General features: G+C 74.6%; 3 protein-coding genes. All 3 read left to right on the top strand.

Annotated features, from left to right (window positions below):
- Positions 1-45: 45 nt before the first annotated feature.
- Positions 46-264, top strand: coding sequence for an MbtH family NRPS accessory protein (locus DMH12_RS30850; RefSeq protein WP_125494712.1), 219 nt, complete (start codon positions 46-48; stop codon positions 262-264).
- Between the two features lie 42 nt (positions 265-306).
- On the top strand, positions 307-5,334 hold the full coding sequence (locus DMH12_RS30845; RefSeq protein WP_125494711.1) for a non-ribosomal peptide synthetase: 5,028 nt from the start codon (positions 307-309) through the stop codon (positions 5,332-5,334).
- The coding region (locus DMH12_RS30840; RefSeq protein WP_125494710.1) for a non-ribosomal peptide synthetase at positions 5,331-14,847 on the top strand (9,517 nt) is incomplete at its 3' end. The genes DMH12_RS30845 and DMH12_RS30840, both read left to right, overlap by 4 nt.

Below are 14,847 nucleotides of genomic sequence, written 5' to 3'. Positions count from 1 at the left end.
CCCTTCTTCTCCACCCACCCTTCTTCGCTTCGCAGAGGAGTTCCCATGACCGCCGAGCAGACCGAAGGCCCCCGCCAGCGCGTGGTGTTCAACGACGAGGAGCAGTACTCGCTGTGGCCCGTCGGGCGCGAGCTGCCCGCCGGCTGGCACGCCGAGGGCACCGAGGGCACGCGCGAGGAGTGCCTGGCACGGATCACCGAGGTGTGGACCGACATGCGTCCGCTGAGCCTGCGCCGCCGGATGCACGAGTCCTCCGCGGCCTGACCGCCGCCCACCCCGACACCCAGGTCTGTGACAGGAGTTGCCGTGAACGCCGAACTGCTTTCGGAACGCTTCGCCGAGCAGGCGTTCCGCACGCCCGACGCGGTGGCCGTCGTCGACGGCGACCGGGCGGTGACGTACGAGGAGCTGGACCGTGCGTCCCTGCGCACGGCCCTCCGGCTTCGGGACCTGGGCGCGGGGCCCGAGACGCTGGTCGGGGTCGGCCTGCCCCGCGGTGTCGACCTGGTCGTCTCGCTGCTCGGGGTCTGGCGGGCGGGCGCCGCCTACGTACCGCTGGACCCCGAGCAGCCGCCCGCCCGGCTCACCGGTCTGATCCGGGACGCGGGGGCGCGGCTGGTCCTGGCCGGCCCGGCACTGCGCTCCGCGGTGGACGAGGCGGGTGCCCGGCGTCTGGACCCGGCGGAACTGCCGGACACGCCGGAGGCCCACGTGCCGCTGCCGGTCCAGGACCCGGCCGGTGCCGCGTACGCCATCTTCACCTCGGGCTCCACCGGCAGGCCCAAGGCCGTCGTCGTCACCCACGAGGGCATCGCCAACCGGGTCGGCTGGACCGTGGACCGGCACGGCCTGGGCGCCGGAGACCGGGTGCTCCAGAAGACCACCGTCGGCTTCGACGCGGCCGGGTGGGAGATCTTCGCGCCCCTGGTCAGCGGCGGCACCGTGGTCCTCGCCCCGGCGGGCGCCGAGCGCGACCCGGCGGCGCTGCTGCGGGCCGTGGCCGAGCTGGGCGTCACCGTCCTGCAGGTCGTGCCGTCCGTGCTCGCACCCCTTGCCGACGCCGGTGACTGGGACGGCTGCGGCGCGCTGCGGCTGCTGTTCTCCGCCGGTGAGCCCCTCCACGCCGAACTGGTCGCCCGCGTACGCGAGAAGGCGGGCCGGGACCTGGAGGTGTGGAACACCTACGGCCCCACCGAGTGCTCCATCGACGTCACCGCCCAGGCCGCCGACCCCTCCGCGACCGGCGGGCCCGTACCCATCGGCCGCCCGCTGCCCGGCCTGAAGGTGCTCGTCCTCGACCCGGGTGGCACGCCCGTGCCGGTCGGCGTCCCCGGTGAGCTGTACGTGGGCGGTGTGGGCGTCGCCCGCGGCTACGCCGGCCGCCCCGACCTGACCGCCGAGCGCTTCGTGCCCGACCCCTACGCCGCCGAGCCCGGCGCCCGTCTCTACCGCACCGGCGACCAGGTGCGCTGGCGCGCCGACCGCTCCCTGGAGTACCTCGGCCGCCTGGACCACCAGGTGAAGGTGAACGGCGTCCGCGTCGAACCCGGCGAGACCGAGGCCGCGCTGGCCGCGCACCCCCTGGTCACCGGCGCCGTCGTGACCGCCTATGAGGCCGCGGACGGGGGCAAGCGGCTCGCCGCGTATGTCACCGCGAGCGCCCCCGTGGACACCGACGAGCTGCGGGTCTTCCTCACCGGCCGGCTCCCGGACAGCCACGTGCCCGCCCTCTTCCACGTGCTCGACTCCTTCCCGCTGCTGCCCAGCGGCAAGACCGACCGCGCCGCCCTGCCGGCCCCCGCGGAGATCGCCGCCGCCCGCGCGGACGAGTACACGGCGCCACGCGACGCGGCGGAGGAACTCGTCGCCGGTGTCTGGGCCGAGCTGCTCGGCCGGGAGCGCGTCGGCGCGGGCGACGACTTCTTCGCCCTGGGCGGCACCTCGCTCCAGCTCACCCGCCTCGCCGCCCGGCTGCGTACCGCGTCCGGCGAGAAGATCTCCCTGCGCGGCCTGTTCGGTGCCACCACCGTCGAGGCGCAGGCACGGCTGCTGGGCGCCGCGAAGGAACCGGCTCCCGCGGTCGTCGCCCCCGTCTCCCGCAGCGGTGACCTGCCGCTCTCCTCCGGGCAGCGCCGCCTGTGGTTCCTGGACCGGATGAACCCGGGCAGCCCCGAGTGGGTCGCCCCCCTCTTCCTGCGGCTGCCCGAGGCGTGGGAGCCGGCGGACGTCAAGGCGGCGCTGGACGCGCTGGCCGCCCGGCACGAGCCGCTGCGCACCCGCTACGTGTCCGCGGACGGAGAGGTGCGCCAGGTGATCGACGCCCCGGGAACCGCGCACGTCGAACTGCGTGTCGACGACGGCCGGACGGAACCGGGCGCGCTGTTCGCCGAGCAGTTCCAGCGGGGCTTCGACCTGGAGCACGGGCCGCTGTGGCGGGCCCTGCTGGTCCGCCGGCCCGGCGCGGAGCACCTGCTCCTGCTCACCCTTCACCACATCGCCTGCGACGGCTGGTCGACGGTGCTGCTGGAGCGCGAACTGCGCGAACTGTGCGCCGCCCGGCGGGAGGGGCGCGAGCCCCGGCTGCCCGCCCAGGACCTCCAGTACGCCGACTACGGGGCCTGGCAGCACGCCCGGCTCACCGAGGAGTTCGTCGAGGGCGAACTCGCCCACTGGCGTGCGGTCCTGGACGGCCTCAACCCGGTCGACCTGCCCACCGACCGTCCCCGCCCCGCCGTCCGGGACCCGCACGGCGGGGTCGTACCCCTGAAGGTCAGCCGGTCGACCGCCACCGCCCTGACGGAACTCGGCCGCGCGCACGGCGCGACCCCGTTCATGACCCTGCTCACGGCGTACGCGACCCTCGTGGCCCGGTACAGCGGCCAGTGGGACGTGCCGGTCGGCGCCCCGGTGGCGGGCCGGATCCGGCCCGAGACCGAGAACATGGTCGGCTTCTTCCTCAACTCCCTCGTGGTGCGCTGCGGTCTGACGCCGGAGCTGACCTTCACCGAGGCGCTGCGGCGGGTGCGGGACGTCGCCCGCGCGGCCTTCGCCCACCAGGAACTGCCCTTCGAGCGGCTCGTGGACGAGCTCCAGCCCGAGCGCGACCTGTCCCGCACCCCGCTCTACCAGGTCGCCTTCGACCTGCACAGCGAGGGCGTCACCAGCGTCGCCACACGGGAATCGGACCTGGCGGCCTTCACCGGCGCCTGGCAGGTCGCCAAGACGGACCTGTCGCTGTTCATGCGGCAGACCGCCGACGGCTCCCTGGACGGCGTCCTGGAGTACGGCACCTCCCTGTTCGAGCGGGCCACCGTGGAGCGGATGGCCGGCCACTTCCTCACCCTGCTGGACCGGGTCGCCCACGACCCCGGCACCGTGCTGGGCGAGGTGGAACTCCTCGACCCGCGGGAGCACCGGCGTCTCGTCGTCGACTGGAACGACACGGCGTGGCAGACGGACGGGCTCACCGTCCTCGACCACGTCGAGGCCCAGGCCCGCAGCACCCCCCGGCGCACGGCACTCGACTTCGCCGGACGGGACGTCACCTACGGCGAGCTGGACGCCGACGCCAACCGCCTGGCCCGGCACCTGCGCACGCTGTGCGTGGGCGCCGAGACCCGCGTCGCCGTGCTCCTCGACCGCGGCCCCGAGCTGGTGACCGCCCTGCTGGCGGTGTGGAAGGCCAGCGGGGCCTACGTACCGGTCGACCCTTCGTACCCGGCGGAGCGGATCGCCGAGATGTGCGCGGCCGCCGGAGTACGGACCGTGGTGACCAGCGCCGGATACGCCCACCGCTTCGAGGGGACCGGGGCGCGCGTGCTGGCCCTGGACACCGCGGCCGAGGACATCGCCGCACGCGCGCCCGCCTCACCCGCCCGCACCCGGGACCTCGACCGGCTCGCGTATGTGATCTTCACCTCCGGCTCGACCGGCGTCCCCAAGGGCGTCGAGGTCACCCACCGGGGCCTGGCCAACCACGTGGCGTGGGCGGTGCGCGAACTCGCCGGGCACGACTGCGGCGGCGCCGCCCTGTTCTCCTCGGTCGCCTTCGACCTGGTCGTACCGAACCTGTGGGCGCCCCTGGCCACCGGCCAGCGGCTGTTCCTGCTGCCGCAGGACACGGACCTGTCCGAGCTGGGCAAGCGCCTTTCGGATGCCGCACCGTTCAGCTTCCTGAAGCTGACGCCCGGCCATCTCGACATCCTCGCCGCCCAGTTGGGGGCCGACCAGGCCGGGGCGCTCGCTCCGGTCGCCGTGGTGGCCGGCGAGGCCTTCTCGCGGGCCACGCTCCGGCGCTGGCGCGAACTCGCCCCCGACATGCTGCTGATCAACGAGTACGGACCCACCGAGGCATCCGTGGGCACCTGCGTCCACCCGGTGCCGCAGGACGAGTCGGTCCCGCTCCCCGACGTCCTGCCGATCGGCCGCCCGCTGCCCGGGATGACGATGTACGTCCTCGACCCCGCTCTCAGGCCCGTCCCGGTCGGCGTGGCGGGAGAGCTCTACGTCGGCGGGACCGGCGTCGCCCGCGGCTACGCGGGCCGGCCCGGACCCACCGCCGAGCGCTTCGTGCCCGACCCGTACGCCGCCGAGCCCGGCGCCCGCCTCTACCGCACCGGCGACCTCGTCCGCCGGCTGCCGGACGGCACCGTGGCCTTCCTCGGGCGCCTCGACGACCAGGTCAAGATCCGCGGCTACCGCGTCGAGCCCGGCGAGATCCGGGCGGTCGTGGAGGAGCACCCCGAGGTGCGCGAAGCGGTGGTCACCGTCCACCGCCCCGAGTCCGGTGCACCGGCCCTGGCCTGCTACGCGGTACCCGCCACCCCCGGCACGCCGCTGCCCGACCTGGCGGCGTACTGCGAGCGCCGGCTGCCCGAGTACATGATCCCGGCGACGTTCACGGCGCTGGACGCCCTGCCGGTCAACGCCAACGGCAAGGTGGACCGCGGGGCACTGCCCGAGCCCGGGCGCGCGGAGGACCCCGCGCACGTGGCGCCGAGCGGACCCGTCGAGGAGCGCCTCGCCTCGATCTGGACCGAACTGCTCGGCGTGCGGGCCTCGGCCCACGACAGCTTCTTCCACGTCGGCGGCAACTCGATCCTCGCGATCCGCCTGATCTCCCGCGTCCAGCAGGAGTTCGGCATCGACTGCCCCGTCCGGACCGTCTTCGAGGGGCCGACCATCGCCCAGCTCGCCGCCACGGTCGAGGAGCGCGTCACGGCCGAGGTGGCGGCGCTCTCCGACGACGACCTCCTGAACCACACCCGAGCCCTGAACACCGTCGGCCCCGCCGCGGCCGACGCCCCGTCGCACGCCAAGGAGCAGCAGGCATGAGCACCGGGAACATGGAAAAGCCCGCGGCCGTGGGCACCTCCGCCGACGCGCTCCGCGCCGAGCTGCTGCGCCGCCGGCTCGCCGGCCGCGCCGCCACGCCCCTCCGCGCGGGGATGCCGCGCGCCGACCGGGACGCCGCGCTGCCGCTGTCCCACGGGCAGGAGCAGATGTGGTTCCTCAGCCGCCTGGAGCCCGAGAGCCCCGAATACCTCGTGCCCCTGGTCCTGCGCCTGCGCGGCACGCTGGACACCGAGGCGCTCGCACGGGCCTGGCAGGGCGTACTGGACCGGCACGAGATCCTGCGCACGCGCTACGCCCTCGACGGCGACCTGCCGGTCCAGCTCGTCGACGCGCCGCGCCCGCTGCCGCTGGAGCGCTCCGCCGCCGCGGACGACACCGCGGTCCGGGCCCTGGTCGAGGCCGACCTGGCCCGCGCCTTCGACCTCGGCCGTGACTGGCCGGTCCGCGGCCGACTGATCCGCCTGGGCGACGACGAGCACGTACTCGCCGTCGTCTTCCACCACATCGCCTGCGACGCCTGGTCCACCCGGGTCTTCGGCGAGGAGCTGAGCGCGCTGTACGGGGGGACCACCCCGGAGCCGCTCGCCGTGCAGTACGCGGACTACGCCGCCTGGCAGCGCACCACGACGACCGGCGAGGCCGCCGACGCGCACCTCGGGTACTGGCGGGACCGGCTGGCCGGCCTGGCACCGCTGGACCTGCCGGCCGACCGCCCCCGCCCTCCGGCGCGCGACCACAGCGGTGACGCCGTCCCGTTCACGGTCCCCGCCCCCCTCGCGACCCGGCTGCGCGAGCTGGCCGCCGGCCACGACAGCACGTTGTTCATGCTGTTCCTGGCCGCCTACCAGACGCTGCTGGCCCGCTACACCGACCGGGAGGACATCGCCGTCGGCACGGTCGTCTCCGGCCGTGGACGCCCCGAGCTGCAGCAGCTCATCGGTTACGGCATCAACAGCCTCGTCCTCCGCGGTGACCTGTCCGGCGACCCGTCCTTCACCCGGCTGCTGGCCCGCACCCGCGACGCGGTGCTGGAGGCCTACGACCACCAGGACGTGCCCTTCGCCCGGGTCGTCGAGGCCCTCGCGCCGCCCCGCGACCTGTCGCGGACCCCGCTGTTCCAGGTCGCGTTCACGATGCACGGCGACCGGGGTGCCGCGTTCGCCCTGCCCGGCGTCGAGGCGACGCAGTTCGAGGGCTCCGGACGCGTCGCCAGGTTCGACCTCGACCTCCAGGTCCGCGAGGCCGGCGACGGTTCGCTCGGCGGGCACCTCGAGTACGCGACCGCCCTGTTCGACCGGGTGACGGTGGAACGCCTGCGCGGTCATCTGCTGCGTCTCCTGGCCGAGATCGCGGACGACCCGTCGGCGCCGTTGTCCCGGCTGGAGATCCTCGGCGAGCGGGAGCGGGCCGCGCTGCTCGGCGCACCACTCGACCCGCCTCCGGTGACCCGTCGGGTGCACGAGTTGTTCGAGGAGCAGGCGGCCCGCACCCCGCACGCGACGGCCCTGTCGTTCGAGGGCACCCACCTGACGTACGCCGAACTGAACGCGCGGGCGAACCGCGTCGCGCACGCGCTGATCGCCAAGGGCGCCGGGCCGGAGACGCTGGTGGGACTCTGCCTGGAGCGGGGCCCGGAGCTGATCCCGGCGCTGCTGGGCATCCTGAAGTCCGGCGCCGCCTACCTGCCGCTGGACCCGGCGAACCCCGCCGACCGGCTCGCCTACATCGTGCGGGACGCGCGGGCGCCGCTGGTCGTCACGGTCGGCGACCACGCCGGACCCTTCGACGTGGAGCTGCTGCTCCTGGACGCGGACGCGGGGCTGCTCGCCGAGCAGCCGGACACCGACCCGGCGGCCGGGGGTGACCCGGACAACCTGGTCTACACGATCTACACCTCGGGTTCGACGGGCAGGCCGAAGGGCGTCGCCGTCACCCATGCCAACGTGGTGCGGCTGATGCAGCGCGGTCACGAGCACTACGCCTTCACCGACACGGACGTCTGGCCGCTGTTCCACAGCTACGCGTTCGACGTCTCGGTCTGGGAGATGTGGGGCGCCCTGCTCTTCGGGGGCCGGCTGATCGTCGTCCCGCACGCGGTCACCCGGTCACCGGAGGAGTTCCTGGACCTGCTCGTGCGCGAGCGCGTGACGGTCCTCAACCAGACGCCGACCGCGTTCCGCTCCCTGGTGGACACCGGGGCGGACCTCTCCCTGCGGGCCGTCGTCTTCGCGGGGGAGAAGCTGGAGGTCTCCGAACTGCGTCCGTTCGCGGAGCGGTTCGGGCTGTCCCGGGTGGTCCTGGCCAACATGTACGGCATCACCGAGACCACGGTCCACACCACCTACCACCGCATCACCGGGGCGGACCTGGAGCCGGGTGCCGGCAACGCGGTCGGCCACCCGCTGGCGGACCTGCGCGTCCATCTGCTGGACAGGGCCGGCCGGCCGGTGCCGGTCGGCGTGCCCGGCGAGATCCACGTGGCCGGCCCCGGCGTCGCGCGCGGCTACCTGAACCGGCCGGGGCTGACCGCCGAGCGCTTCGTGCCCGACCCCTTCGGGCCACCGGGGAGCCGCCTGTACCGGAGCGGCGACCGTGCCCGCCGGCTGGCCGACGGGTCACTGGAGTTCCTGGGCCGCGCCGACGACCAGGTCAAGATCCGCGGCTTCCGCATCGAACCGGGCGAGATCGAGGCGGCGCTGGCCGCCCACCCGCGAGTGCGGGACGCGGTGGTCCTGGTCCGTGAGGACGCCCCGGGCGACGAGCGGCTCGTGGCCTACGTGACCGCTGCCGGTGACACCCCGCCGGCACCGGGGCAACTGCTGGCCCACGTCCGCACGGTGCTGCCCGAGTACATGGTCCCGGCCGCGTTCGTCACCCTGGACGCGCTGCCGTTGACCACCAACGGGAAGCTCGACAAGCGCGCCCTGCCCGCCCCGGGCCGGGAGGACCTGGGCACCGCCGGCCACGTCGCCCCGCGCACGGTGGCCGAGGAGCGGATCGCCGCGGTCTGGGCGGACGTACTGGGCCTGGAGCGGGTCGGCGTGGAGGACGGGTTCTTCGAACTCGGCGGTCACTCCATCCGCGCCGTGACTCTGGTGGGCCGGCTGCGTGCCCTCGGCTACGACCTCGCCGTGCGCGACGTCTTCGAGCACGGCACGGTCGCCCGCGTCGCCGAGCTGGTCACCGGCCGCCCGGCCCCGGCCGACGCGGGTCGTACGGTGGCGCCGTTCGCGCTGATCGGCGCCGGGGACCGGGAGCTGCTGCCGGACGGCCTGGCCGACGCCTACCCCGTCTCGCAGGTCCAGCTCGGCATGGTCGTCGAGATGCTGACCGACGACGGCAAGCACCCCTACCACAACGTGACCTCGTTCCGGATCCGCGACGAGCGGCCCTTCTCCATCGAGGCGTTGCGCGGCGCGGCCGCGGTGGTCGTCGCCCGGCACGAGGCGCTGCGCACGTCCTTCGACCTCACCACGTACTCCGTACCGATGCAGCTGGTGCACGCGAGTGCGGAGATGGCGGTCGGCTCCCGGGATCTCTCCCACCTCTCCCCGGACGCGCTCGAAGCCGCGCTGCGGGAGTTCACCGCCGAGGAGCGCGCCACCCTGTTCGACCTGGCCGACCCGCCGCTGCTGCGCCTGTACGCGCACACCGCCGGCGACGGCAGCTGGTGGATCACCAACACCGAGTGCCACGCGATCCTGGACGGCTGGAGCCACCACTCCCTCCTCATGGAGCTGCTCCAGGAGTACGGCCGCCTCCTGGACGGCGCGGAGCCTTCCGGGACGACGCTCCCGGCCGTCCGGTTCGCCGACTTCGTCGCCGCCGAACAGGACGCGCTGAACTCCGCGGAGACCCGGGCCCACTGGACGTCGGTGATCGACGACCACGCCCGCCTGACGGTGCCGGCACCCTGGCGCGGCGACCCCGGCGACCACGGCGCCCCCTACCGGGTCCCGGTGCCCTTCCACGACCTGGAGGACCGGCTGCGCGCCCTGGCCACGAAGGCGGGGGCCTCCCTCAAGAGCGTCCTGCACGCGGCCCATCTGAAGACGCTCAGCATGCTCACCGAGGAGGAGCGGTTCTTCACCGGGCTGGTGTGCAACGCCCGTCCGGAGGTGCTCGGCGCCGACCGCGTCTACGGGATGCACCTCAACACCCTGCCGTTCGCGTTCGACCGCACGGCCGGCACCTGGCGCGAACTGGTGGCTGACGTGTTCGCCCGCGAGATCGGGCTCTGGCCCCACCGGGCCTTCCCGATGCCCGTCATCCAGCGCGAACTGTCCGACGGCGAGCGGCTGATCGACATGCGGTTCAGCTACCACGACTTCGACCAGGTCGACCGCGAACGGGTCGACTACCTGGCGAGCATCGACGACAGCCCCACCGAGTTCCCGCTCGGCGTCTCGGCCCGCGTCGGCCACCTCGTCCTGACCGCCTCCCCCCGTGCCCTCAGCCGGTCCGGCACCGACCGCCTCGCGGACATGCTGCGCCAGGTCCTGGAGGCGATGGCCGGCGACCCGGAGGGGGACGCCCGTGCGACCTTCCTCCCGGCGGGGGAGCGGGAGCTCCAGCTCGGCGCGTGGAACGAGACGGCGTACCGGGCCGAGACCGCCTCGGTGCTGCGCCGCTTCGAGGAGCAGGCGGTCCGCACACCGGAGGCGGTCGCTGTCGCCCACGCCGGCGGCACGCTGTCGTACGCCGGACTGGACGCCCGGGCCAACCGGCTCGCCCACCACCTGCGGGCGCGCGGCGTCACCACCGAGTCCCGGGTGCTGGTCGGCCTGGACCGCGGACCGGACCTGCTGACCGCGTTGCTGGCCGTGTGGAAGGCGGGCGGCGCCTACGTGCCGGCCGACCCGTCCCACCCGGCCGACCGGGTCCGGGCGATGGCCGAGGTGTCGGGCGCCGTCCTCACCCTCACGGACGTCCCGGACCTCGCCGGGCTGCCCGCCACGGCCCCGGAACGCGCCGACGACCTGGACACCCTCGCCTACGTCGTCTTCACCTCGGGCTCGACCGGTGTGCCCAAGGGCGTGGAGGTGCCCCACCGGGGGCTGGCCAACCACGTGGCGTGGGCCGCCCGCGAACTGGCCGCCCGCGGCACCGGCGGCGCCCCCCTGTTCTCCTCCGTAGCCTTCGACCTCGTCGTCCCCAACCTGTGGGCGCCGCTCGTCACCGGCCAGACCGTGCACACCGTCGGCCACGACGTCGACATGGCCGACCTGGGCGAGCACCTGGCCGCCTCGGCGCCCTACTCGTTCGTGAAGCTGACCCCGGGCCACCTGGACGTGCTGGCGCGGCAGCTCACACCGGAGCGGGCCGCCGGTCTGGCACCGGTGCTGGTGGTGGCGGGCGAGGCGTTCACCCGGGCCACGCTGGAGCGGTGGCGGGCGCTGGCGCCGCGCACCGAGCTGGTCAACGAGTACGGCCCGACCGAGGCCTCCGTGGGCTCCACGATCCATCCGGTGCCGGACGCGGCGGACACCGACGTGCTGCCGATCGGCCGTCCGCTGCCGAACATGCGGACCTATGTCCTGGACGGGGCCATGCGCCCGGTGCCGGTCGGTGTCCCGGGGGAGCTGTACGTCGGCGGTACGGGTGTGGCGCGCGGTTACGCGGGCCGGCCCGATCTCACGGCGGAGCGGTTCCTGCCCGATCCGCACGGCCCGGCCGGGTCCCGGCTCTACCGCACGGGTGACCTCGTGCGGCAGGGGACGGACGGCACCGTCGAGTTCCTGGGACGGCTCGACGACCAGGTCAAGATCCGCGGCTTCCGCGTCGAACTCGGCGAGGTGCGGGCCGTCCTGTCCGCCCACCCGGACGTCCACGACGCCTACGTCACGACACACGAGGGCGAACTGGCCGCCTACTACGCACCGGCGGACGCGACCGCCGAGACGGTCCGCGCGCACCTGACCGGGCGGCTCCCCGCCTACATGGTCCCGGCCACCCTCACCCCTCTGGACGCCCTGCCGCTGAACGCCAACGGCAAGGTGGACCGGGGGGCCCTGCCCGGCCCGGAGGCGGCCGCGGCACCCGCCGACGGCCATGTCGCCCCGCGCACGGTGACCGAGGAGCGGATCGCCGGGGTGTGGGCGGAGGTACTGGACCGGGACCGGGTCGGCGTCGAGGACGGGTTCTTCGACATCGGCGGTCACTCCATCCGCGCCGTAGCCCTCGTCGGAGCCCTGCGCGCGGCCGGATTCGACGTCGGCGTCCGGGAGGTGTTCGAGCACCGCACCGTGGCCGCCCTGGCCGAGTTCGTCACCGGGCGCCCCGCGCCCGTCGAGGTGGCGGCGCCCGTCGAGGCGTTCAGCCTGCTCGGCGACGCGGACCGGGCCGCGCTCCCGGACGACGCCGTGGACGCCTACCCGCTGACCCAGGTCCAGCTCGGCATGGTCCTGGAGATGCTGGCGGACGACTCCGAGCACGCCTACCACAACGTCTCGTCGTTCCGGATCACCGAGTCCGAGCCGTTCTCCGCACCCGCGCTGCGCACCGCCGCCGAGGCCGTCGCCGAGCGCCACGACCTGCTGCGCACCTCCTTCCACCTGGACGGCTTCAGCCAGCCCCTCCAGGTGGTGCACGCCGCGGCCGGTGTCCCGGTGGCCGTCCACGACCTGCGGGGCATGGACGGGGAACGGCGGCGCGCGGTCGTCGCGGACTTCGTGGCCGCCGAACGCGCCGACCTCTTCGACCTCACCCGGGCACCGCTGCTGCGGATGACCGCACACGTCGAGGACGACGGCTGGCGGCTCGGGCTGACCGTCTGCCACGCCATCACCGAGGGATGGAGCCACCGCGCCCTCCTGATGGAACTGCTCGACGAGTACCGCAGGGTGCGCGACGGCGGACAGCCGTCCAGCCCGATGCCGCCGGCGGTGCGCTACGCGGACTTCGTCGCCGCCGAACTGCGGTCCCTCGACTGCGGGGAGGACCGGCGCCACTGGCAGGACGTGACGGGGCGCTACGCGCGCTTCGCCCTGCCGTCGGCCTGGGCCGGCGACCGGTCCGCCGCACGTGAGCGCTACCGCGTCGCGGTGGAGCTGCGCCCGTACGAGCGCGGACTGCGCTCCTTGGCGGCACGTGCCCGGGTGTCGGTCAAGAGCGTGCTGCTCGCGGCCCACCTGAAGACGCTGAGCCTGCTCACCGAGGAGAGCCGCTTCCACTCCGGGCTCGTCTTCAGCGCACGCCCCGAGGCGCCGGGCGCGGACCGCGTGTACGGCATGTACCTCAACACCCTGCCGTTCGCCTTCGACGCCGGCCACGACCGCACCTGGGAGGAACTGGTCCGCGAGGTCTTCGCCCACGAGGCGGGCATGTGGGAGCACCGCCGCTACCCGATGCCGGCCATCCAGCACGACGCCGGCGTGGAGCGCCTGCTCGCCGTCCGCTTCAGCTACCAGGACTTCGACCACGTCGACACCGGGCGCGTGGACCTCGCGGACAGCTCCGGCGAGGGCGCCACCGAGTTCGACCTGGCGGTCTCCGCGGTCTCCGGATACCTGCTGATGACCACGCACACCCACGCCCTGTCCCGGGAGCACGCCGACCGGCTCACCGCCCTCTACGCGGGGGTCCTGGAGGCGATGTGCACCGATCCGGACGGGGACGCGCGCTCGGTGCCCCTGCCCGAGGAGGAGCTGTTCCGGCAGCTGACGCAGTGGAACGACACGGCGTACGAGGACGAGACCGAGTCCGTTCTGCAGCGGTTCGAGCGGCAGGCGCGGCGGGTCCCCGAGTCGCCCGCGGTCACCCTGGGCGCCACGACGGTGACGTACGCGGGACTGGACGCGCACGCCAATCGGCTCGCCCACGCGCTGCGGGCCCGCGGGGTCGGCGCCGAGTCACGCGTCGCGGTCCAGCTGGACCGGGGCCCCGACCTGCTCGCGGCACTGCTCGCGGTGTGGAAGGCCGGCGGCGCGTACGTGCCCGTCGACCCCTCCTACCCGGCCGACCGGGTGGCCTCGATCGTGGCGACCTCGGGCGCCCGGGTGGCGGTCACCTCCCCCGCCTACGCGGACCGGTTCGCCGGAACCGAGGCGGTGACGCCGGCGGGCCCGGGTCTGGACGCCTTCCCGGCCACGGCCCCGGAACGCGCCGACGACCTGGACACCCTCGCCTACGTCGTCTTCACCTCGGGCTCGACCGGTGTGCCCAAGGGCGTGGAGGTGCCCCACCGGGGGCTGGCCAACCACGTGGCGTGGGCCGCCCGCGAACTGGCCGCCCGCGGCACCGGCGGCGCACCGGTCTTCTCGTCGGTCGCCTTCGACCTGACCGTCCCCAACCTGTGGGCGCCACTCGTCACCGGCCAGCGGGTCTTCGCGATCGCGCAGGACACCGCTCCCGCGGACCTGGGCCGCGCGCTCCTCGCGGGGGCGCCGTACAGCTTCGTCAAGCTGACGCCGGGCCACCTGGACCTGCTGGCCGAGCAGCTGACCACCGAGCAGGCGGAAGGGCTCGCCGCGGTGACGGTGGTCGCCGGCGAGGCGCTGCCCGGGGCGACGGCGGACCGCTCGCTCGACATCCTCGGCCCCGGACGCCTGATCAACGAGTACGGTCCGACCGAGGCGTCCGTCGGCTCCACGGTCTTCCCGGTCACCGGGCCGTCCGGCGACGGCGTCGTCCCGATCGGCCGCCCCCTGCCGAACATGCGGGTCTACGTCCTGGACGGGGCGCTGGCCCCGGTCCCGGTGGGGGTGCCCGGAGAGCTCTACGCCGCCGGGACCGGTGTGGCACGCGGATACGCGGGCAGACCCGACCTCACGGCGGAGCGCTTCGTGCCGGACCCGTACGGCCCGGTGCCCGGCGGCCGGCTCTACCGCACGGGTGACCTGGTGCGGCAGCGGCCGGACGGGAACGTCGAGTTCCTCGGCCGGATCGACGACCAGGTGAAGATCCGGGGCTACCGGGTCGAACTGGGGGAGGTCCGGACGGTACTGGCCGCCCACCCCGCCGTCCGTGACGCGTACGTCGCCGTGCACGAGCCGGTGCCGGGCGACCGGCGGCTCGTGGCCTACTGGACGGCCGCGGCGGACGCGGCCGGGGTGCCTCCGCAGGAGCTGACCCGGCACTGCGCGGTCCGGCTGCCCGACTACATGGTGCCCGCGGCGTTCCTCGTCCTGGACGCCCTGCCGCTCAACGCCAACGGCAAGGTCGACCGGCGGGCCCTGCCCGCGCCGGACCGGTCGGCGCTGGGCGGAGGCACGGATCACGTGCCTCCGCGCACCCCCACCGAGCAGGCGCTGGCGGCCATCTGGTCCCAGGTGCTGGGGGTCGAGCAGATCGGCGTGCACGACCGGTTCTTCGACCTGGGCGGCCACTCACTGCTGATGATCAAGGTGCTGGCGGCCGCCCGCGAGGCGGGCCTGACGGTGTCGGTCTACCGGATGTACCAGCACGACACCGTGGCGGCCCTCGCGGCGGCCGTGGACGAGGACGCGGCCGCCGCCGAGAGGGACACCCCCGCCCCCGCGGCGGCCGCGTCCT

The sequence above is a fragment of the Streptomyces sp. WAC 04229 genome (assembly GCF_003947455.1).
GTDB lineage: Bacteria > Actinomycetota > Actinomycetes > Streptomycetales > Streptomycetaceae > Streptomyces.
Note: the sequence above shows the minus strand (reverse complement) of the source record. Positions and strands in the feature narration are given on the sequence as shown.

Coding starts and splice junctions, on each gene's coding strand:
- DMH12_RS30850 (WP_125494712.1), top strand. CDS start 46: ATGACCGCCGAGCAGACCGAAGGCCCCCGCCAGCGCGTGGTGTTCAAC.